The 19794-nt window shown below is 72.0% G+C and carries 20 protein-coding genes; 10 read left to right on the top strand and 10 right to left on the bottom strand.

The features are described 5' to 3' along the window. From ACPOLA_RS11070 to ACPOLA_RS11055, 4 genes are read right to left on the bottom strand one after another with little or no spacing between them, the layout of a single operon-like run. On the bottom strand, window positions 1–741 hold the full coding sequence (locus ACPOLA_RS11070) for an SDR family NAD(P)-dependent oxidoreductase (RefSeq protein WP_435770487.1): 741 nt from the start codon (window positions 739–741) through the stop codon (window positions 1–3). Continuing rightward, window positions 738–2081, bottom strand: a complete 1344-nt coding sequence (locus ACPOLA_RS11065) for a class I adenylate-forming enzyme family protein (RefSeq protein WP_435770486.1) — start codon at window positions 2079–2081, stop codon at window positions 738–740. Before ACPOLA_RS11065 ends, ACPOLA_RS11070 begins: the two co-directional genes overlap by 4 nt. Continuing rightward, on the bottom strand, window positions 2078–2323 hold the full coding sequence (locus ACPOLA_RS11060; RefSeq protein ID WP_435770485.1) for a phosphopantetheine-binding protein: 246 nt from the start codon (window positions 2321–2323) through the stop codon (window positions 2078–2080). Before ACPOLA_RS11060 ends, ACPOLA_RS11065 begins: the two co-directional genes overlap by 4 nt. Before the next feature lie 57 nt (window positions 2324–2380). Then, complete coding sequence (locus ACPOLA_RS11055; RefSeq protein WP_435770484.1) at window positions 2381–3238, bottom strand: SAM-dependent methyltransferase; 858 nt, start codon at window positions 3236–3238, stop codon at window positions 2381–2383. Between the two features lie 62 nt (window positions 3239–3300). On the opposite strand from ACPOLA_RS11055, the gene ACPOLA_RS11050 reads away from it, so the two are divergent. The 3 genes from ACPOLA_RS11050 to ACPOLA_RS11040 are packed head-to-tail and all read left to right on the top strand — an operon-like array spanning window position 3301 to window position 6083. Further along, window positions 3301–3999 carry an acyltransferase gene (locus ACPOLA_RS11050; protein WP_435770483.1) on the top strand — a complete coding sequence of 233 codons (699 nt, stop codon included), beginning with the start codon at window positions 3301–3303 and terminating at the stop codon, window positions 3997–3999. 34 nt (window positions 4000–4033) lie between these two features. Continuing rightward, window positions 4034–5020, top strand: coding sequence for a GDP-mannose 4,6-dehydratase (gene gmd / locus ACPOLA_RS11045; protein ID WP_435770482.1), 987 nt, complete (start codon window positions 4034–4036; stop codon window positions 5018–5020). 7 nt (window positions 5021–5027) lie between these two features. After that, window positions 5028–6083 (top strand): glycosyltransferase, encoded by a 1056-nt coding sequence (locus ACPOLA_RS11040; RefSeq protein ID WP_435770481.1) that lies wholly within the window; start codon window positions 5028–5030, stop codon window positions 6081–6083. 12 nt (window positions 6084–6095) lie between these two features. On the opposite strand, the gene ACPOLA_RS11035 is transcribed toward ACPOLA_RS11040, so the two are convergent. From ACPOLA_RS11035 to ACPOLA_RS11025, 3 genes are read right to left on the bottom strand one after another with little or no spacing between them, the layout of a single operon-like run. Further along, window positions 6096–7295, bottom strand: a complete 1200-nt coding sequence (locus ACPOLA_RS11035; protein ID WP_435770480.1) for a hypothetical protein — start codon at window positions 7293–7295, stop codon at window positions 6096–6098. A 13-nt stretch (window positions 7296–7308) separates the two neighbouring features. Further along, complete coding sequence (locus ACPOLA_RS11030; RefSeq protein WP_435770479.1) at window positions 7309–8226, bottom strand: FkbM family methyltransferase; 918 nt, start codon at window positions 8224–8226, stop codon at window positions 7309–7311. 46 nt (window positions 8227–8272) lie between these two features. Then, on the bottom strand, window positions 8273–9544 hold the full coding sequence (locus ACPOLA_RS11025) for an MATE family efflux transporter (protein WP_435770478.1): 1272 nt from the start codon (window positions 9542–9544) through the stop codon (window positions 8273–8275). Window positions 9545–9635: 91 nt separating this feature from the next. Between ACPOLA_RS11025 and ACPOLA_RS11020 the strand changes: the two genes are divergently transcribed. From ACPOLA_RS11020 to ACPOLA_RS11005, 4 genes are all read left to right on the top strand, one after another. After that, window positions 9636–10505 carry a sulfotransferase domain-containing protein gene (locus ACPOLA_RS11020; RefSeq protein WP_435770477.1) on the top strand — a complete coding sequence of 290 codons (870 nt, stop codon included), beginning with the start codon at window positions 9636–9638 and terminating at the stop codon, window positions 10503–10505. A gap of 113 nt (window positions 10506–10618) precedes the next feature. Continuing rightward, entirely contained in the window at window positions 10619–11602 is a 984-nt protein-coding gene (locus ACPOLA_RS11015) for an NAD-dependent epimerase/dehydratase family protein (RefSeq protein ID WP_435770476.1), read from the top strand. 4 nt (window positions 11603–11606) lie between these two features. After that, a complete protein-coding gene (locus ACPOLA_RS11010) occupies window positions 11607–12806 on the top strand; it encodes a glycosyltransferase family 4 protein (protein WP_435770475.1) in 1200 nt (399 codons plus the stop codon). Between the two features lie 243 nt (window positions 12807–13049). Continuing rightward, window positions 13050–13757, top strand: a complete 708-nt coding sequence (locus tag ACPOLA_RS11005; RefSeq protein WP_435770474.1) for a sugar transferase — start codon at window positions 13050–13052, stop codon at window positions 13755–13757. An 88-nt stretch (window positions 13758–13845) separates the two neighbouring features. Here ACPOLA_RS11005 and ACPOLA_RS11000 read toward each other — a convergent pair whose 3' ends face one another. The 3 genes from ACPOLA_RS11000 to ACPOLA_RS10990 all read right to left on the bottom strand — a co-directional run bounded on the left by ACPOLA_RS11000 (window position 13846) and on the right by ACPOLA_RS10990 (window position 16521). Then, window positions 13846–14781: a UDP-glucuronic acid decarboxylase family protein gene (locus ACPOLA_RS11000; RefSeq protein ID WP_435770473.1), complete on the bottom strand. Its 936-nt coding sequence runs from the start codon at window positions 14779–14781 to the stop codon at window positions 13846–13848. Continuing rightward, the gene (locus ACPOLA_RS10995; protein ID WP_435770472.1) at window positions 14781–16166 is read right to left on the bottom strand and encodes an O-antigen ligase family protein; all 1386 of its coding nucleotides are present in this window, start codon (window positions 16164–16166) and stop codon (window positions 14781–14783) included. The genes ACPOLA_RS11000 and ACPOLA_RS10995 overlap by 1 nt, the downstream gene beginning before the upstream one ends. 79 nt (window positions 16167–16245) lie before the next feature. After that, window positions 16246–16521, bottom strand: a complete 276-nt coding sequence (locus tag ACPOLA_RS10990) for a MoaD/ThiS family protein (protein WP_435770471.1) — start codon at window positions 16519–16521, stop codon at window positions 16246–16248. A gap of 130 nt (window positions 16522–16651) precedes the next feature. Here ACPOLA_RS10990 and ACPOLA_RS10985 point away from each other — a divergent pair, with 130 nt between their 5' ends. The 3 genes from ACPOLA_RS10985 to ACPOLA_RS10975 all read left to right on the top strand — a co-directional run. Further along, window positions 16652–17386 (top strand): response regulator transcription factor, encoded by a 735-nt coding sequence (locus ACPOLA_RS10985; RefSeq protein WP_435770470.1) that lies wholly within the window; start codon window positions 16652–16654, stop codon window positions 17384–17386. Window positions 17387–17500: 114 nt separating this feature from the next. Further along, the gene (mshD, locus tag ACPOLA_RS10980; protein ID WP_435770469.1) at window positions 17501–18352 is read left to right on the top strand and encodes a mycothiol synthase; all 852 of its coding nucleotides are present in this window, start codon (window positions 17501–17503) and stop codon (window positions 18350–18352) included. A gap of 53 nt (window positions 18353–18405) precedes the next feature. Then, the coding region (locus tag ACPOLA_RS10975) for a hypothetical protein (protein WP_435770468.1) at window positions 18406–19794 on the top strand (1389 nt) is incomplete at its 3' end.

Genomic DNA, 19794 nt, shown 5'->3' with positions numbered 1-19794 from the left:
TCAGCAGGTCAGCCCGCCGTCGACGACGAGCACCTGGCCGGTGACGAACCGGTTCTCCGGGGACACCAGGAAGAGCACCACCCGGGACACGTCCTCCGGGTCGCCCAGCCGGCCCAGCGGCGTACGACGCTCGATCTGCTTCAGCTGCGCCTCATCGAGGCCGTGGCTCATCTCGGTGCGGAGGTAGCCCGGCGCCACGCTGTTCACCGTGATCCCACGCGACCCGAGCTCGCGGGCCAGGGCCCGGGTCATGCCGTCGAGGGCGGCCTTCGTCGCGCTGTAGAGGGCCAGGCCGCGGTAGCCGGAGAGCCCCACGACCGAGGAGATGTTGACGATGGAGCCGCTGCGCTGGGTCAGCATGACCCGGCTCGCCGCGCGGGTGACGTAGGCGGTGCCCTTGATGTTGAGGTCCACCACCTGGTCGATCGCGGTGTCGTCGAACAGCCCGATCACGCCCTCGCGGGCCACCCCGGCGTTGTTCACCAGCACGTCGATCCGGCCCCACCGCTCGGCGGCCTCCTTCACGAAGCGGGTGGCGTCGGGCTCCGCCGACACGTCGGCGGTCGTGAAGGAGAAGGTGTCGGGGTACCGCTTCTCCCAGAGGTCCACCTGGTCGGTGCGCGACCGCGAGCAGGTGGCGACGGCGTACCCCTCGGCGAGGAACTCCTCCACCATCCCGGCGCCCAGCCCCTTGCTTCCGCCGGTGATGAGGGCAACCCGGTTGTCCGACCCACTCGTCATTTCTCGATCCTCCTGATCGTCTTGCCGCCGCGGATCTCGAGAGCCTCGACGAAGGTGATGCTGCGAGGATGCCACGCCCGGGGCAGGTCGCCGACCGCATTCCGCACCTGCTCCCGCAGGGCGGCCTGGTCGGCGTCCGGTCCGGGCACGATCTCCGCAGCCACGATGGCTCCGGTGAGCCGGTTGGCACGGCCGAAGACGCGCGCCGCTGCGACGCCGTCGATGGCCGTGAGCCTGTTCTCGACGGGCAGGGGGTGGACCTTCACCCCGCCCACGTTGATGACCTCCGAGGTGCGGCCTCGGAACTGGATCCGGTCCCCGACCAGCTCGACCAGGTCACCGGTGGGGCGCCACCCGTCCTCGGGGGCGGACGAGTCGTCCTCGCCGGCGTAGCCGAGCATGCCGGTCTCGCTGCGCACCCACAGCTCGCCGTCGACGATGCGGAGGCTGCCGCCGGGGTTGTCCGGCCCGTGCAGCCTGGCCGCGTCGAGCCCGGGCCGCCCGTCGGTGACCGAGGCCACCGAGCCGAGCTCGGTGGAAGCGTAGACCTGGGAGACGCGGGCTCCCGGGAACGCGGCGCGGACCTCCGACAGCAGGTCCGGAGGCACGGCCTCGCCGCCGAGGGTGACCTGCTCCAGCCGTGGCAGGTCGACATCGCGGGACCGCGCCTGGGCGAGAAGGAACCGCCAGTAGGTCGGGGTCGCGCTCGCGCACGTGACGCCGTGATCCACCATCGCCCGCAGGCCGTCCCGCGGCTGCCGCGGGAACGGCGCCACCAGCGTGGCGCGCGCCGCGAGGACGTGCATCAGCACCTGGACGCCCGCCATCTGGTGGGGCCCGTAGGCCAGCAGCCAGCGCTGGTCGGGGCGCGGCCGGACCCGCTCCACGGTGCGGGCGAGCCGGGTCCAGTCGTGGCGGGCGGCCTTCGGCGCCCCGGTGCTGCCGGTGGTCCGGATCAGGACGGGTTGGGCCGCCGATCGGTCCGGCGCCGCGGTGCCCACCAGGGAGTCGGGGTCGACGACGGCTCCGATGTCGGTCCTTCGGCTCACCACGACGTCGTGACCGAGCCGTGCGAGCTCGGCCACCAGCTCGGCCGGCTCGGTGTCGGGCTGGTACTGGCAGGGCTCCGCCCCGGCCAGCGCCGCGCCCGCAAGCAGCGGGACCAGCCGGGCCACGTCGGTCTCGACCACGGCGAACCTGTCCACCGTCCGCTCGCTGAGCGCCGCCGCCACCTCGCGCGCCCGGACCAGCAGCTCGCCGTACGTCGTGCTGCCCTGCTCGGTCACGACGGCGACCGCCTCCGGGTCGGCCGCCGCGGCACGCTCGAGGAGCGTGATCATGCGGTCCGGGCGACCTCGTAGAAGCCCACGACCTCGCCGACCGTCTCGGGAAGCACGTCACCGGAGGAGAAGGGGTCGCTGCCGAGCTCGTCCTCGAGCATCGCGGAGAGCTCGGCCGCCTCGAGGGAGTCGAGCTCCAGCCCACCGCCGTAGAGACCGACGTCGTCGGTCAGCTGCTCGAACGGCTTGTTCGCACGCTGGAGGAAGTCCGCGATGATGCTGCGTGCGCGGTCTGTGCTCACTTCTCGATCCTTTCCACGGGCCTCGGACACCACCTCAACGTACGTGGCCCGCGAGAGTCACGCCGTGGGGGGCTTGACCGCGCCGAGGATCCCGTAGCCCAGCGTGCCGTCGTTCCAGAAGTCCTCCAGGACCTCGGTCGAGCGCACGAACGTCGCGAGGCCGTCCTCGCCGATCAGGGCGCTGATCTGGTCGGCGTGCTTCGCGCAGTTGGCGCGCCACGCCGCGAACGTGCCGAGCGTCTCGTCGCTGATGTCGGTGGCGTCCTCGACGGTCAGCCCGAGCTCCTCGAGCACGGTGGTGTAGTCGTCGAGCGGCAGCATGTGCGCGTCGCCGAACGCGGCGCGCAGCACGGCGAAGTCCTCGCGCCGCGCGCGGACCTCGAGGAACGGGATCTCCCGGCGACGGATGATGTCGCACAGCACCAGCCGGCCACCGGGGGCCAGGACGCGCGCGGACTCCGAGAGCAGCGACCGGCGGTCGCGCATGAGGTGGGACGACTCGAGGGCCCAGACCACGTCGAACGAGCCGTCCGGCAGTCCGTTGGCAGTGCCGTCGCGCTGCTCGAACCGCGCGCCGTCGAGCCCGCGACGGTCGGCCAGGCGAGTCGCCGCCGCGACGCCGGTGCCGCTGGTGGTGATGCCGAGCACCTCGGCGCCGTGCTGCTCGGCCAGGTCGCAGGCCTGTCGGCCGGTGCCGCACCCCACGTCGAGCACCCGGTCGCCGGCACCGATCCGGGCGCGGGACAGCATCTGGCCGGTCAGCGCCGCGGTCGCGCGCTCGAGCGGGATCCCCTCGGGCACGAAGTACCCGTAGTGGAACTCCTCCCCCATGATCAGCCGCCAGGTCTCGTGCACCCGGTCGTAGTGCGCGTCGGGCTCGTGGCTCACCGGAGCGCTTCCGTTGTCGGTTCCCATGCTCGTCCCTTCGGATCTCCAATACACTCCCGACCCGGCATCCAACCATCCTGAGGACCCACATGCGCCGTGCTCTCGCGTTCCTGATGATCTTCCTGCCCCAGAAGCTGAAGCACCTGGTGGCGAACCGGGTCCTCGGCTGGGACATCCACCCCACGGCCTACATCGGGCGGAGCCTGATCCTGGCGAACAAGGTCACCATGGGCCCCGGCTCGAGCATCGGGCCGTTCAACGTGTTCCGGGACATCGACGAGCTGCGCATGGGCGAGGGCGCCAACATCTCCGCGCGCAACTGGGTGATCGGGGTCCCCCCGGAGTCGGTGCTCTATCCCGACGTGCCCGACCGCGACCCGTCCCTGGTCATGGGTCGGTACGCCATGATCACGGTGGGTCACGAGATCGACGTGGCCGACCGGGTGCAGCTCGGCGACCACGCCGTGTTCGCCGGGTTCGGGTCCGCCATCCTGACCCACAGCCTCAACCTCGTCACGGACAAGTTCGTGACCGGCAAGGTCGTCCTCGGTGACTACGCGGTGCTGATGTCGGGCTGCACCATGCAGAACGGCACCAACATCCCGGCCCGGTCCATCGTGTCGGCCGGCTCCGTCGTCGCCACCAAGCTGCGGGCCGAGCAGACGTTCTACCGCGGCAACCCGGCGGAGCCCGTCCGCGAGCTGCCCGAGACCCTCGGCTTCTACCGCCGGGTCGGCCGCCAGTCGCAGATCGAGCGGGAACTGATGCGTTGGGCCGAAGTCCGCTGACCGGCGGACCCGCCGACCACTAGGCTTCCCGCCCATGAAGCGTGCGCTGATCACCGGCATCACCGGCCAGGACGGCTCCTACCTCGCCGAGCTGCTCCTCGGGAAGGGCTACGAGGTGCACGGGCTCGTCCGTCGCGCGTCGACCCTGAACCGGTCGCGGATCGACCACCTCAACGAGCACCCTGGGCTCCACCTGCACTACGGCGACCTCACCGACGGGGTCAGCCTGGTCAACCTGGTGCATGCGATCGAGCCGCACGAGGTCTACAACCTCGGCGCCCAGAGCCACGTCAAGGTGTCCTTCGAGCTCCCGGAGTACACCGCCTCGACCGATGCGGTCGGCACCCTGCGGCTGCTCGAGGCGATCCGCGCCAGCGGGCTGGACTGCCGGTTCTACCAGGCCTCGACGTCGGAGATGTTCGGTGCGACGCCGCCACCCCAGGACGAGGAGACCAAGTTCTACCCGCGCTCGCCGTACGGCGCCGCCAAGCTCTACTCGCACTGGGTGACCGTCAACTACCGGGAGGCGTACGACCTGTTCGCGGTGTCGGGCATCCTCTTCAACCACGAGTCGCCGCGCCGGGGCGAGAGCTTCGTGACCCGCAAGATCACGCTCGGCGTCGCGTCGATCAAGCTCGGCATCACCGACCACCTCGACCTCGGCAACCTCGAAGCCGTCCGCGACTGGGGCTACGCGCCCGAGTACGTGGAGGGGATGTGGCGGATGCTCCAGCACGACGAGCCGCAGGACTACGTGCTCGCGACCGGCATCGGCACCACGGTGCGCGAGTTCTGCGAGGCCGCGTTCGAGCACGCCGGGCTGCACTGGGAGGACCACGTCCGCTACGACAAGGCCTACGAGCGGCCGACCGAGGTGGACGCCCTGATCGGCGACGCCTCGAAGGCCCAGGAGGTGCTGGGCTGGAAGGCGAGGACGGACGCCCAGGGGCTGGCGCGGCTCATGGTCGACGCCGACATCGAGCAGCTCGGCCGCCTGGTGAGCCATCGCAAGGAGGGCTGAGCAGCCGATGAAGCTGCTCGTCGACGCGATGTGCGCCGAGTTCGGCGGCATCCGCACCCTGGTCGAGCACGTCCTCGCGCAGTGGTCGTCGGTGTTCCCCGATGACGAGCTGCACGTGGCCGTGCCGGCGGGCTCCGACCTGCCGACCGCCGACCACACCCGCCACGAGATCGCGGTACGACGCCCGGCGATCGCCGGACGCCCGCTCGCCCAGACCACGACGATGCGCTCCCTGGCCCACCGGCTGCGTCCCGACGCCGTGCTCGCGACCGCACCGACCACGTCGGTGCTGCCGCTCGGCAGCCGGCTGGTCACGATCATCCTCGACCTGCGCCACGAGCTGCGGCCCGAGCAGTTCAGTCGCGGTCGGCGGCTCCTGCGCGACGTCTCCTACGGGCGGACCTACCGGCTGGCCGACGCGTTCGTGGCGATCTCCCAGCGCAGCCTCGACGACCTCCACGAGCTGCATCCCGGCACCCGCGGCAAGCCCGCGGTGGTCGCCCACCTGGGTGCCGACCACGTGCACGGGTGGCCGGCACCGCGTCGTACCGGCCCGGCGGTGACGTTCGCCCACCACACCAACAAGAACCCGGACCTGGTGCTCGACGCGTGGCGGCTGCTCGCGGGCGGGCAGTCCCCGCCGCCGCTGCTCGTCCTCGGCGTGGGCTCGGCCCGGCGGCCCGCGATGGAGGCCGCCATCGCCGAGCGTGGGCTGACCGAGCACGTGCGGCTCGCCCCGTTCCTTCCCGACGCGGAGTTCCAGCAGGTGCTCACCGAGGCCGAGATGATCGTCTTCCCCAGCGACTTCGAGGGATTCGGGCTGCCGACGGTGGAGGGCATGGCCCTCGGCAAGCCGGTCGTGATCGGCCCGGAGAAGGCCTGCCTCGAGGTCGCCGGCGGGCACGGCGTCGTGATGGCGGACTGGACGCCCGCCGCCCTCGCCGACGCGGTGACCCGTGCTCGCGGTCTCGACGACGACGCGCTCGCGGCCGCCCGTGCGTGGGCCGACCGCTTCACCTGGGAGCGGACCATTCGCGCCACGCGCGAGGCCCTGGCCCCCTGACCCGGCGAGGACTCAGCCCCACATGCCGCCGCGGCCGACGAACCGTGAGCGCACCGTGGAGATCAGGGCCGGGAACTTCTCCTTCACCCTGCCGAACTCCTCCGGCATCGACATCCGCGCACCCTTCGCGGCGTCGCCCGACAGCTCGCGGGCCACGGTCTTCCACGCCCCGCGCCGCCACCGGTCCCACTCCTCCGCCTCCTCGGGCAGGAACGGCACCGGCGGCCTTCCCCCGGCACGGGCCTCCACCCGCCACGCTCGACGCAGCTGACGAGGGATCCGGCGACCCCGCGTGTCCACGTTGTAGCGGTACGACGGAGCCGCGGGCAGCGCCTCCTCGTGGCGGATCACGTCGTCGGCGTACTGCTTGCACAGCGCGTCGACGGCCGCGCTCTCCGTGCGGAGGTGCGCGGTGGACATGTCGAACCGGGTGGACAGCTCCTCCGGTCGGCTGGTGTCGAAGGCGTGGAAGTGGAAGAGCCGGAGCCGGTCGTCGGTCCCGACGACGGAGAACCCCTCGGCGTCGAGGCCGAGCGGCCGCTCGTGGAGGTTCACCACTCCGACGTTGTAGCCGTGGTGCCGCAGGCTCCGGGCGCGGAACAGGTCCGACCCGAAGTCCATCCACTTCTGGTCGACGAACAGCCCGCTCATGTAGTCGAAGAGGCACTCCCACTCCAGCCGCGCCCACCACCAGTCCAGCGCGGGCAGCGCCCGGCGGTCGAAGCCGCAGAAGCCGAGGTTGAAGATGCCGACCGCCAGCACGTGGCCCTCGCTCACCGGCGCGTCGTCGGGCAACGGATGCAGGAAGTGGGGGGTGAGCAGGATGCCGCCCTCGCTGGCGGCGAGCTCGCCGGGGAGCTCGGCCATCGGCGAGGTGACGTAGGTGTCGGGGTCGAGGTAGAAGACCTGCTCCGACTCCTCGAGCAGCCGCTTGAAGAGCAGCGGCTTGATCGCCGTCGCGAACTCCACCAGGTCGTAATAGGTGGTGAGGGCCAGCACCTCCCGCCTGGACAGCCCGAGGAAGTCGGTGCCCACCAGTCGGATGCCCGGCAGGTCGGGCAGATCGTGGTCCGCCGCGTCCTGGGCGTCGATGAGCAGCACGACCAGACCTGCGCCCGCCTCGCCGTGATGGCGCTGGAGGCTGTCGGCGAGGGCGAGCGCCTTGGGGAGGTAGTTGGTCGCGAGGATCGTGCAGTACGTCGGCTCAGCCATGGTGCGCGACAGGCTACTGCCCGGACGCGCCCTCGGCGGCCACACCGGCAAACGAGCACATCCGGGACAGCGCCGCCCGCCCGGCCGCGTCGGACCCGTGGGCGACGGCGACGTCCCAGTAGGGCGCGACGCCGCGCGCCGGATGGTCGAGCACGGCGGCCAGCTGCGCCATGGCGTCGACCCGCTCCAGCGCCACGGCTCGTCCGGCGTTGTCCCAGACCGCGGCCGTGTCGTAGCCCAGCTGCGCCAGCTGCGGCCACACGGCCACCGGGTCGTTGCCGGCGAGCCGGGACAGGCGGTGGTCGTACTCGAAGAACAGCACCGGCGCCGAGTCGGCCCACGCGCGTGCGATCGCGGGCACCAGGACGACGTCGAACCCGTCGGTGTCGGACTTGACCAACCTGAGTCGCCCGAAGTCCGGATGCGCGGCGCGCAGGCTCTCGGGCGTGGTGGTCGGCACGGAGACCGGCGCTCCGCTCTCGGCGAACCGGGTGGTGCCCCGGCCGCGGACGGCTGCCAGCGGCACCGCCGCGGCATCCGAGGTCAGCAGCGTCTCGACGCGGGTGATGTGGGGGTCGGCGCCCGCGTTGAGCTCGAGGAAGTCGAAGTAGTAGGGGTCGCCCTCCACGCACAGCACCTTCGCCGGCACGGCGTGGAGCACCTGGAGAGCCGAGTCGCCGACGTTCGCGCCGACGTCGAGCATGGTGAGCCCGTCCTCCGGGGAGCCGGCGGCGAGCTCGACGGCGAGCTGCACGAGGTTCTGGCCGTAGACCGACCCGCCGGCGGTGTAGTCGGGCAGCCGGTGCGACCAGGGGAGCACGAGCCGCACGCCCTGGACGTCCCTGACCACCCTGCGTCTGGGGAACCGGTCCCGGACGAACCACCCCATGCGTCGCCACGCGACGGCCGCCAGCCCCCGAGTCTCCGGCACGGCACTCTCCCGGTTCTCCCCCCAGAAGATGAGTCGTGCGGACAGGCTAGCCCTGCGGGGCCGCCTCCGTCACCGGTTCGCCGTCCGGGTCCGGGGACCCTGCCTCGTCGGCCCGCCGCGAGGCGTGCACCCGGAGGGTGGCCCACCACACGACCGCCGAGAGGCCCTGGCCGATCGCGGTGCCCCAGTAGGCGCCGACGGCGCCGTCCACGACGACGCCTGCGATCCCGAGCGCGAGGATGCCGACGGTGGTGGCGAGGTCGAGCGCGACGGTCGCCCGCACGGCCTTCAGCCCGGTCAGGTAGGAGCGCGGCCCGACCACGAGCCCCAGGCACACGATGTGCAGGCAGGCGGGCAGCAGCAGCGGCTCGGTGTAGTCCCAGGTCTCGTCCAGGATCAGGCGCCCGACGCTGTCGGGGATGACCAGGAGCAGCGCGACGTTGCCCAGCGCGAGGGTCAGCGCGATCCCCGTCGTACGACGGAGGTGGCGGCCCGGCGACCGGCCGCCCGGGGCGTTGGCGATCTCGGAGACGCCCGCCGCGACGGCCGCCGTCTGGAACGTGACGTAGGGCCGGATCAGCAGCAGCACGCCGCGGACCGCGCCGAGGGCCCGAGCGCCGGCGACCGCGGCGACCGCGACCGAGAAGACCAGTGCAGCGCCCTGGAGGGCGCTGAACGACAGCAGGAAGCGCCACGAGTAGTACCACCGCTCGCGCAGCCAGCCGAAGCCGGCGCGCAACGGCCGGCCGTGCTGCACGAGGACGAGCAGCGACGCCAGCGCGCCGGTGCCGACCCAGGCCAGGATGAACCAGGTCAGCGTGGTCTCGTCGAGCGCCACCAGCGCCACCATCGCGACCACGATCAACAGCAGCCACAGGCCGTCGAGCACCAGCGAGTACGACGGCCGCTGGGTCGCGAAGCCGAGGTAGCGCCCCAGGTCGTGCAGCACCAGGCCGGGCAGGCCGACCGCGAGCACGAGCAGCTCGGGGACGAGGGGCAGGTCAGCCAGGTGCAGACCTCCGGCGACCACCGCGACCGCCGCGCCGATCACCGACCCGACGATGAGCGCGGCGCCGATCGGCGCACCCGGACGCTCCCTGGCGTCCTCCGGGTGCAGCAGCACCGGGTCGCCCACCAGCGACCGGGTGACGCCCTGGGCGGCGGCGTAGATGATGAGCACCAGGCCGAAGTAGCCGAACGCGGCGACGCCGAGCAGGTGCGCCGACAGCAGCGCCACCAGCACGTTGGAGGCGCCGGACAGCACCTGGTCGAGGGTGATCAGGCTCAGCCGACGGCCGGCCTGGTCCCTGCTGCTCACGGTCCCCCTCGCGGATGTCGTCGCCCGGCGACGGTCGCACCGGCCGCGGACAGGGCGAGCGTATCGGTCGGAGATCCGTAGAGTTCGCCACATGGCGAAGACCGAGAGCGGTGGCGTGCGCGAGCTGGCGGCGCAGGTCGTGCAGTGGAACACCCCCCGAGCCTGGATCAAGTACGGCGTGCACGCCGGTGCCCGGGTGCGGGGGGCCGCCCTGGCCCGGGCCGGCAAGGTGCCCGAGGTGGCCAACATCTTCACGGCGGGCTCACCGAAGGCCGGCAGCCAGTGGATGAAGGCGCTCTTCCACCACCGCGTCGTGCGCGAGCACACCGGCCTCTTCACGCTGCCGCAGCTGGACTACCAGCAGCGGCTCGACAAGCCGTTCCCGCCGGGCACCTTCGTGCCCGGCATCTACCTCAGCTACGACGAGTACCGCCGGCTGCCGCGCCCGTGGCCGCACCGCACCGTGTACATGTTCCGCGACCCTCGCGACCTGATCGTCAGCGGCTACTACTCGGCGGTCAAGACGCACCGCAAGGTGCACGTCCCCGAGCTGGAGCAGTTCCGCGACGAGCTGCGCAGCATGCCCCGCGAGGAGGGGCTGCTCCGGCTGATCAGGGAGGCGGCACCGAGGTTCGAGGAGATCGGGACCTGGGTCGGCGTCGACGACCCCTCGGTGGCCACTTTCCGGCTGGAGGACAACGAGACAGACCCGGAGGGCCAGGTGCGCCGGATGCTCGAGCACTGCGAGGTAAGGCTGAGCCCCTCGGAGCTGGACGCCGTGGTCAACGAGGTCTCGCGCGAGGCGCTGCAGGCCCGGGATATCGCCCAGCGCGGTGGTGGCGAATCGCACTACAGGATCGACCGGAAGACGTATCGTGAGCTGTTCGGGCCCGAGCACCATGCGGCGATCGAGGAGGTCGTCCCCGGTCTGGTGGCCCGACTGGGGTACCCGGTGGACTGAGCTGGCCCGCCGGCGCAGGCGGTACGGGCCGCGTCCGGACCGTGACGCCGGGACCGGCCCCTCGTTGGTAGGGCGTCCCTGGGGCGAAGGCAACCGATCGTGAGGAGAACGCAATGAACTCGAGCGCTGTCGACGTACTCGTCGCCGGTGGTGGGGGCTTCATCGGGGGCCACCTGGTCGCCGATCTCCTCGCTCAGGGCAAGACCGTGCGCGCGGTGGACGTCAAGCCGGTCGACGAGTGGTACCAGGTGCACGCCGACGCCGACAACCAGGTCGCCGACCTGTCGCTCCTCGACAGCGCGGAGGCCGCCACCGCCGGCGCCCGCGAGGTCTACATGCTGGCCGCCGACATGGGCGGCATGGGGTTCATCGAGAACAACAAGGCGCTGTGCATGCTGTCGGTGCTGACCAGCACCCACATGCTCCAGGCGGCGAAGAAGCACGACGTCGAGCGCTACTTCTACTCCTCCTCGGCCTGCGTGTACGCCGCCGACAAGCAGACCGACACCGCCGTCACCGCACTCAAGGAGTCCGACGCCTACCCCGCGATGCCGGAGGACGGCTACGGCTGGGAGAAGCTCTTCAGCGAGCGGATGTGCCGCCACTTCGCCGAGGACTTCGGCATGGTGACCCGGGTCGCCCGCTACCACAACGTCTACGGCCCCGAGGGCACCTGGACGGGCGGCCGCGAGAAGGCGCCCGCGGCGGTGTGCCGCAAGATCGCGGAGGCCGTGATCAGCGGCAACCACGAGATCGAGATCTGGGGCGACGGCGAGCAGACCCGCAGCTTCATGTACATCGACGACTGCGTGCGCGGGTCGCAGATGATCCTCGCCAGCGACTACGAGGAGCCGATCAACCTGGGCTCCGCTGAGCTGGTGTCGATCAACCAGCTCTACTCCATCGTGGAGGAGATCGCCGGGATCAAGTGCGAGCGCCGCTACAAGCTCGACGCGCCGCAGGGCGTGCGGGGCCGCAACTCCGACAACACGCGGATCAACGAGGTCTTCGGCTGGGAGCCGTCGATCAGCCTCTCCGACGGCCTCGCGAAGACGTACGCCTGGGTGTACGACCAGGTCAAGCGCGCACAGGGCTGACCCGTTGCGGATCCTGGTCCACGACCACAGCGGGCACCCGTTCCAGGCCGAGCTCAGCCGCGAGCTCGCCCGCCGTGGCCACAGCGTCACGCACTCGTACGTCGCGGGCTACGTCTCCGGCAAGGGCCGGCTCGAGGCCGCGCCCGGCGAGCAGGGCATCACCTTCGAGGGGATCGGCGGCGACCGGCGGATCGACAACCACCGCTTCGTCAGCAGGCTCTTCCGGGAGCTGACCCGTGGCATCGACCTCGTGCGGGAGGTGCGGCGCGTCAAGCCCGACGCCATCTTGCTGTCGAACGTCCAGATCCCCACGCTGACCGTGTTCGCGCTGGCGATGATGGTGCTGCGCAAGCCGTGGATGCTGTGGCACCAGGACGTGTACGCCGTGGCCGTGAAGTCGTTCGCCGGTGACAAGCTGGGCCGCGGGTTCCGCCTGGTCGCCGCGGTGTTCGAGGTCCTCGAGCGCTGGTGCGCCCGCCGGGCCGCCGCGATCGTGGTGATCGCCCCCTCGTTCGTCGCCGTCCACGAGGAGTGGGGCACGGCCGACAAGGTGACCGTGATCCCCAACTGGGCGCCGCTCGGTGAGATCCGGCCGACCGCCCGCAAGAACGACTGGGCCGTCGAGCACGGCCTGGAGGACGTCCGGACCCTGCTCTACTCCGGCACCCTGGGCCTCAAGCACAACCCCGCCCTCCTGGTGCAGCTGGCGCGGGCCGTGATCGACCGCGGGTCTCCGGTCCGCCTCGTGGTCGTCAACGACGGCCCCGCGGTCGAGGTGCTCCGCGCCGAGGCCCAGCGGCTGGACGTGCCGGTCTCGCTGCTGCCGTTCCAGCCCTACGAGCGGCTGCCCGAGGTGCTCGGCACCGGCGACGTGCTCGTCGTGCTGCTCGAGCAGGCGGCAGGCGCGTTCTCCGTCCCCTCCAAGACCCTCTCCTACCTCTGCGCGGGTCGGCCGGTGCTCGGCCTGATGCCGGCCGAGAACCTGGCGTCCTCGCTGATCACCAGGGCCGGCGGGATGGTCCTCCGCCCGTCCGCGGAGTCGCTGCCGGCCGCCGCAGAGTGGGTGGCCGGCGTGCTCGACGACGCCGAGCTGCGCGAGGAGCTCGGCGAGGCGTCGCGCGACCTGGCGGAGCAGGAGTTCGCGCTCGCAGGCTGCGCCGACCGCTTCGAGGCGCTGCTCGCCCAGCACAGCGCCCGCCGCTGACCAGCGCCCGCCGCTGACCAGCGGCCGCGCTCGGCCTGGAGCCGGCCCCGCGGCTCTCCGGTCGCTGCTCCGTGACCGGGGCGCCGCCTGCCGCATCCGTGCTCCGGCGGCGCGGTCTCGAAGATTTTCGTGAGACTCGTATCTCTTCCGTGACTCGCTCGTTGGGACTGCGAGGCGGCTCCGAGCACTGCCTTCTCGGGAGCCGCTAGTACCCCCCGAACCTAGCGGCAGAGAGGTCCGTGGATGAAGCTCAAGCGGATGTTCGACATCGTCGTCGTCAGCCTTGCAGCCCTCGCCTGGATTCCCGTGGTCACCATGGCGGCGCTCGCCGTGCTGGTGCTGTCCGGGCGGCCCATCTTCTACCGGTCCCACCGCTGGGTCGGCCCGGGCGTGCTGATCCAGATGGTCAAGCTCCGCGTCATGGTCCCCGACGCCAACAAGGTCAAGGACTGCGACGAGACCGACCACTTCCTCAACACCAAGCCCGACTCCCCGCTCTACACGCCGATCGGTCGGCTGCTCGACCGCCTCGGTCTCAACGAGATCCCGCAGTTCATCCACGTGCTCCGGGGGGAGATGAGCATCGTCGGCGCCCGGCCGCTGACCGAGGACGTGCGACTCGCGCTCGTGGAGCGCCACCGCACGATCGACGAGCGCTGGCAGACGCCGGCCGGCCTGACGGGGCTCCCCCAGCTGGTCGGTCGCTCGGTGCTGACCGACGGTCAGCGGCTCGAGCTCGAGGCGGCGTACTGCCGGGCCGCGGTCGAGGGCTACCGGCTGCGCACCGACTTCATGATCCTGCTCTACACCGTGCTGATCACGTTCGGTCTGAAGAAGCCGATGAGCTTCACCGAGGCCCTCGCGGTCGTGCAGACCCGGCGCGCGCGCATCCACGACCTCGCCACGCAGCAGCCGTACGCCGCCGCGGGCGACGCCGACGCGGTGGCCTGACCGCCGCCTCACCTGCCCTCGCGGGCCGGCTCCGCGGGAGCGGACCGTCGCTCCCCGGGCGCCGTCGTGAGCCCGGCTCAGCGCCGGCTCAGCGCTCGAGCCGGTGGCGGAAGTAGTCGATGGTCTCCTTGAGGCCGTCCTCCAGGGCGACCGTCGGCTCCCAGCCGAGCTCCTTGCGGGCCAGCGAGATGTCGGGCTGGCGCTGCCGCGGGTCGTCGGACGGCAGCGGGCGGAACTCCAGCTTGGACGTGCCACCGACCAGCCGCAGCACCGTCTCGGCGAGCTCCAGCATCGTGTTCTCCTGCGGGTTGCCGACGTTGACCGGTCCCACGAAGTCGGCCGGGCTCTCCATCAACCGCCACATGCCCTCGACGAGGTCGTCCACGTAGCAGAAGCTGCGGGTCTGCTGCCCGTCGCCGTATATCGTGATCGACTCGCCGCGGAGCGCCTGGACGATGAAGTTGCTGACCACCCGGCCGTCGTCGGGGTGCATCCGCGGCCCGTAGGTGTTGAAGATCCGCATCACCTTGATCTCGAGCTGGTGCTGGCGCCAGTAGTCGAAGAACAGCGTCTCCGCGCAGCGCTTGCCCTCGTCGTAGCAGCTGCGGATGCCCACCGGGTTCACCCGGCCCCAGTACTCCTCGACCTGCGGGTGGATCTCGGGGTCTCCGTAGACCTCGCTGGTGCTCGCCTGCAGGATCCGTGCCCGCACCCGCTTGGCGAGGCCGAGCATGTTGATGGCGCCGTGGACGCTGGTCTTCGTGGTCTGCACGGGGTCGCGCTGGTAGTGGATCGGCGAGGCCGGGCAGGCCAGGTTGTAGATGCGGTCGACCTCGACGTACAGCGGGAACGTCACGTCGTGGCGCATCAGCTCGAACCGGTGGTTGCCCAGCAGGCCGGCGATGTTGTCCTTCGTGCCGGTGTAGTAGTTGTCGACGCACAGCACGTCGTGGCCTTCGGCGACCAGCCGGTCGCAGAGGTGGGAGCCGAGGAACCCGGCACCGCCCGTCACCAGAACCCGCATCAGACTTCCTTCGTGGACGGGGCCGGGGCGGGGCCGCCGGCCGTGGCGAGCGTGGGCCCGGGGGCCACGCCGGAGGGGGGATCGTCGCGCCGCTTGGCCGCGGCCACCCAGCAGGTGGCACTGAGCGCGATCGGCAGCCACAGGCTGCGGTCGTACAGGCTCGGGATCGTCATGCCCCACCCCATGAAGCCCCAGACCGTGTAGCAGAGCCGACGGTGCTCGAGGTCGCTGAAGAGGGGGCGCGCAAAGGCGTAGAGGACCAGCACGTAGCCGATGAGACCGAAGATCCCGATCCCGACGGCCACCTCGAGGAAGTTGTTGTGGATGTGGAACAGCTCGAACTCGATCAGGCCGATCCCGGCCCAGGGATGGTCGAAGAACTTCTCGATCCCGCCCTCGAGCCCCTGCTCCCGGACCTGGTTGGAGCCGGTCGTCCCCTCGTCGCCGAGCAAGCGCTCGACGGCGGAGGTCTCGCCCGTGATCTGCACGACGAAGGGCAGCAGCGCGATCAGCAGGCCGCCCACGAGGGCCCAGACGAAGCCGGTCACGGCCGACCGCTCGACGAACGGGATCATCAGGATCAGCACTGCCACGACGATCGTCGCGCCGCGGCTGCCGCTGAACAGGATCGACAGTCCGCAGATCGCTGCGGCACCGAGGACGACCGTCCGCGCGAGCGTCGACCGGTAGCGGAAGAAGAGGTAGATCAGCAGGGCCAGCGACATCATGCCGGCCTGACCGAAGTAGTTCGGGTGGTTGGTCAGCCCGATGTGGCGGCCGCTCGGCGTGATGCCGCCGGTCGCGATGCCGCCCGCCCAGCTGGCGATGTGGCCGACCACGTAGCTCCAGACCAGCAGCTCGATCACCCGTGACGACGGGTCCCACATGGTCACCACCATGGGGAGACCGAAGATCACCGACAGCCACAGCACCATCGAGATCCCGCTGAGCAGCGGGTAGTCCGACAGCAGGGTGGCGATGCTGCCCGCCGTGATGATCAGCACCGTGCCGATGAGGTGGGTCAGGGGGAGCCGGATGCGGCCGCTCAGCACCACCGGCAGCAGCAGCGCGAACCCGATGACGACCAGGCCGTCGGTGGGAGTGACGTCGGCGCCCTCCGGCGCCAGGCCCTTGTAGGCAGGCGCGGTCGCGAACCCCGCCATCAGGGTCGCGACGCCCATCCTGGTCGCGCCGAGCACGGCGATCCCGGCCAGGTAGACCGCGATGCCCACCGAGGCCAGCGCGCCGACCAGATCGGTGGTGGAGAGGAACACCAGACCGGCGAGCGCGGCCAGCACGGCGAGGGTGACGAGGACCCCGCTCCCTGCGGGCGCCTGGACCGAACGGCTCGACCCGGAGGGTCCTGCGTTCGCCTGGCTCTGCACTGCTCTCCTCTGTCCGCCGTCGTGGGGATCGCGGCGGCCGAACGGAGTCTAGGGGACGGAGGCCGGTGGGGTGCGTGAGTCAGCCACCTGCGAAGGGAGGCAGGAACTCCACCGTCTCCCCCGGCCGTACGACCACCGTCGCGGGGTCCGCCGAGGAGACGGGGCGCTCCCCCACCAGGACCGAGCAGGCCTTGACCACGTCGGGGAGCCGCGTGCCGCCGTGGCGCCGTACGACCTCGTCGCGGAGCGCGTCGAGGGTCAGCGGTCCGTCGACGGCGACGTCCTCCTCGGAGACGCCGGCCGCGGACCGTGCCGCGGCCCAGTACCGCACCCGGATGACCTGCATCTCGTTCATCGTCGTTCTCTTCCCGGTCGCTCCCGTGTTTCGCTATCGTCCCTCAGAGGGAAAACCGGCCGGGACCCAGCGTTGCGTTTCGGTCTCGACACGGCGCCTGCGGTCACCGGCGCCAGTGAGGAGACCAGCAGTGAGCACTCTCCTGCTCCTGACCAGCGCCCTGCAACCCTCGGCCGAGGTGCTTCCGGGTCTCGCGCTCCTAGGCCACCACGTCAAGATCCTCCCTGCCGAGGGCAGCGCGCTGCTCGAGGCGCCGGAGTCCGACCTCGTGCTCGTCGACGGACGCCAGGACCTGGCCGGGTCCCGCGACCTGTGCCGGCTGATCCGGACCACCGGCACCGACGTACCGGTCATCCTGGTCACCACCGAGGGCGGTCTCGCGGTCGTCGCCCACGACTGGGGCATGGACGACGTCGTGCTCCACACCTGCGGCCCGGCCGAGCTCGAGGCGCGGATCAGGCTCGCCGTCGGACGGCTGGCCGCCGCCCGCGACGCCGCCGACCCCGAGGCCCACCTCATCCGGTCCGGCGAGGTCGTCGTCGACGACGCGACGTACACCGCGAAGGTGGGCGGGCGGGTGCTCGACCTGACGTTCAAGGAGTTCGAGCTCCTCAAGTTCCTCGCCCAGCACCCGGGCCGAGTCTTCAGCCGCCAGCAGCTGCTCCAGGAGGTGTGGGGCTACGACTACTTCGGTGGCACCCGCACCGTCGACGTCCACGTCCGCCGGCTCCGGGCCAAGCTCGGCCCCGAGAACGAGACCCTGATCGGGACCGTCCGCAACGTGGGCTACCGGTTCGTGCTGCCGGCCAAGGAGAGCGCCGCCGACACCGCGCCGGCCGCGGACCGCGACGACGTCGACGCCTGACCCGCGCCCCATCAGAATTTGTCGGCATTCCGCCCAGGACGCGACAAGAATCGTTGGGGCGCGGCATCCACGGTCCCCCGCGAGCGGGCCGGATGGTCGCGATAACGTCGAGACGTGGCTCCAGAGATCGCGCTGCTGTCGGGCGACGAGGCGTTGGCCTCGATTGCGGAGGTACGACGCGCGTGCCTCGAGCACGACCGCGCCGACCCGCTGGACGAGGCGGCCCACCTGCGCCTCAAGCACGACGGGCTGGAGGGGATCGGGGCGTGGGTCACCCGGGACGGCTTCGCGCTGCGGAGGGGTCCGGAGGTGGACCTGGCCGTCGCGCCACAGGCTCGCGGCGCGGGACTCGGCGGCAGCCTCGCGGCACTCGCCTGCGCCGACAGCGGTGGGCTCACCGCCTGGTCGCACGGCGACCACCCGGCGGCAGGACGCCTCGCCGAGCGGCTGGGCTTCGCCCGGCAGCGCGAGCTGTGGGTGATGCGCCGGCCCACCGCCGTACCCCTTCCGGCGGCGGAGCCGCCGGCCGGCGTCCACGTCCGCGACTACGGCGACCGCGACGCCGCCGCGCTCCTGGAGGTGAACGCGGCCGCCTTCGCTCACCATCCCGAGCAGGGCTCGCTCGACGCGGCGGGACTCGCCGAGCGGATGGCGGAGCCGTGGTTCGACCCCGCCGGGCTGCTGCTGGCCGTCGGCGAGGGCGGTGAGCTGCTCGGGTTCCACTGGACCAAGCAACACGACCGGCACACCGGCGAGGTGTACGTCGTGGGGATCGCGCCCGAGGCTCAAGGCCGCGGCCTCGGCCGGGTGCTGACCCTCGCCGGGCTGCACCACCTCACCGCGCGCGGCGTCCAGGAGATCCTGCTCTACGTCGAGTCCGACAACACCGCGGCCCGCCGGCTCTACGAGGGCCTCGCCTTCAGCCACGCCCCCGAGGACACGCACGTCCAGTACCGCCGGGCGTGAGGATCGGTGAACATCGCGCGTAACTCCTGCAACGCTGAGTAGATTGGGACGTCATGAGCTCTGTCACCGACGGCGAGCCGGGACCCGAGGGCTCCCGGTTCGGCGAGTCGCGCCCTGAGCGCGGTCGGGGGCGGAGGGGCCGGCTCTGGCGCCGGCAGGACGACCAGGTGCCGGAGGTCGGCGAGCTCGATCCCGACGACGTGGAGGAGCTGCTGCGGCGCAGCGGTCCGGCCGGGGAGGCTGGGCACTCCGCCGCGGCGCTCACCGACACCATGCCCGACGGCGGCGCCGAGGCCGAGGCCGACGGCAGACCGGCGCTCGACGGCGAGGACGGCGAGCGCACCGACGACATCGCCGCGCGGGTGGGGAGCCGTTCCGGTGCGACGCCGGCTGCACCCGACACCGACGACGTCGACTGGGGCGCCATGGTCAGCCCGGCCGAGGACGGCCGGCCGCCGACGCCCGCCCCGGAAACCGACCGAGCGCCCGAGCAGGAGGCCGATCCGGGGAGCGACCCCGCCGAGCCCGGTTGGGCGGAGATCATCGACCGCGCCACGCGACGACCCGCCGAGCCGACACCCGAGCCGACACCCGAGCCGACACCGGAGTCGACACCGGAGCCGGCGCCGGACCCGGCTCCCACCGCGGAGGAGATCGAGGCTCGCGCCGAGGACGCCCGTGTGGAGTCGCTCGCCGCTGACGCCGAGCGTGCCGAGGCCGCCCCCACCCTGACCGGCCCGGCCGCCCCGACGGTCGAGGAGCTGGAGGTCGTCGCCACGGAGACCGCCGACCGGCCCGCCCGCGAGAGGACCGACCTGCCCGACGGCTCGGCCGACGAGCGCGGACCCGACGCCCTCGCACGCCACCGCCACCGCGCCGACGAGTCCCCCGAGGAGCGCGTCATCCAGGATGCGGTCGAGGGCGGGTTCGCCGAGCCCGTCCCGGCACCCGCAGCCAAGGGGCTGGCGCGCTTCCGCCGTCGCCCGGGCGGCGCCGGCACTGCCCCCAAGGAGTCGCGGACCGTCCCCGACTTCGTCGACGCGCCGCTGCTCGAGGAGCCGATCCCGGACGTCGACGGCCACACCGAGACGCCGAGGCGGCCGGCGGAGGTGCTGGCGCACGCGCGTGCCGAGATCGAGGCCGAGCTGCTGCCGGCTCCCGAGGAGTCCACGGGCGCCGACGAGGCGGCCGAGCCGTCGGCGAACGCCGAGGTCGTGGCAGCCCTCGCTGCTCGGATGCGGCGCGACGCCGAGCTGGCGGCCGCGCAGCAGGCCGCCGAGCGGATGGCGGCCGAGGAGGCGGCCCAGCGGGCCAGCGAGGCGCGCGCCGAGGCTGACCGGCTCGCGCAGGAGCAGGCCGAGACCGCGGCGGTCGCCCACCGGGCGCGTGCCGAGGCCGAGGAGCTCGCCCGCACCGAGGCGGAGGCACGCCGAGGCGGCCGA

The sequence above is a fragment of the Nocardioides proteolyticus genome (genome assembly GCF_051280635.3).
In the GTDB taxonomy this organism is placed as follows: domain Bacteria; phylum Actinomycetota; class Actinomycetes; order Propionibacteriales; family Nocardioidaceae; genus Nocardioides.
The sequence above is the reverse complement of the archived record's forward strand: the minus strand, read 5'-3'. Positions and strand labels throughout refer to the sequence as shown.

What these genes read in the sequence shown, in the direction of transcription:
- ACPOLA_RS11070 (WP_435770487.1), bottom strand. Translation starts at nt 741, where the DNA reads ATGACGAGTGGGTCGGACAACCGGGTTGCCCTCATCACCGGCGGAAGC.
- ACPOLA_RS11065 (WP_435770486.1), bottom strand. Translation starts at nt 2,081, where the DNA reads ATGATCACGCTCCTCGAGCGTGCCGCGGCGGCCGACCCGGAGGCGGTC.
- ACPOLA_RS11055 (WP_435770484.1), bottom strand. Translation starts at nt 3,238, where the DNA reads ATGGGAACCGACAACGGAAGCGCTCCGGTGAGCCACGAGCCCGACGCG.
- ACPOLA_RS11050 (WP_435770483.1), top strand. Translation starts at nt 3,301, where the DNA reads ATGCGCCGTGCTCTCGCGTTCCTGATGATCTTCCTGCCCCAGAAGCTG.
- gmd (WP_435770482.1), top strand. Translation starts at nt 4,034, where the DNA reads ATGAAGCGTGCGCTGATCACCGGCATCACCGGCCAGGACGGCTCCTAC.
- ACPOLA_RS11040 (WP_435770481.1), top strand. Translation starts at nt 5,028, where the DNA reads ATGAAGCTGCTCGTCGACGCGATGTGCGCCGAGTTCGGCGGCATCCGC.
- ACPOLA_RS11035 (WP_435770480.1), bottom strand. Translation starts at nt 7,295, where the DNA reads ATGGCTGAGCCGACGTACTGCACGATCCTCGCGACCAACTACCTCCCC.
- ACPOLA_RS11020 (WP_435770477.1), top strand. Translation starts at nt 9,636, where the DNA reads ATGGCGAAGACCGAGAGCGGTGGCGTGCGCGAGCTGGCGGCGCAGGTC.
- ACPOLA_RS11015 (WP_435770476.1), top strand. Translation starts at nt 10,619, where the DNA reads ATGAACTCGAGCGCTGTCGACGTACTCGTCGCCGGTGGTGGGGGCTTC.
- ACPOLA_RS11005 (WP_435770474.1), top strand. Translation starts at nt 13,050, where the DNA reads ATGAAGCTCAAGCGGATGTTCGACATCGTCGTCGTCAGCCTTGCAGCC.
- ACPOLA_RS11000 (WP_435770473.1), bottom strand. Translation starts at nt 14,781, where the DNA reads ATGCGGGTTCTGGTGACGGGCGGTGCCGGGTTCCTCGGCTCCCACCTC.
- ACPOLA_RS10990 (WP_435770471.1), bottom strand. Translation starts at nt 16,521, where the DNA reads ATGAACGAGATGCAGGTCATCCGGGTGCGGTACTGGGCCGCGGCACGG.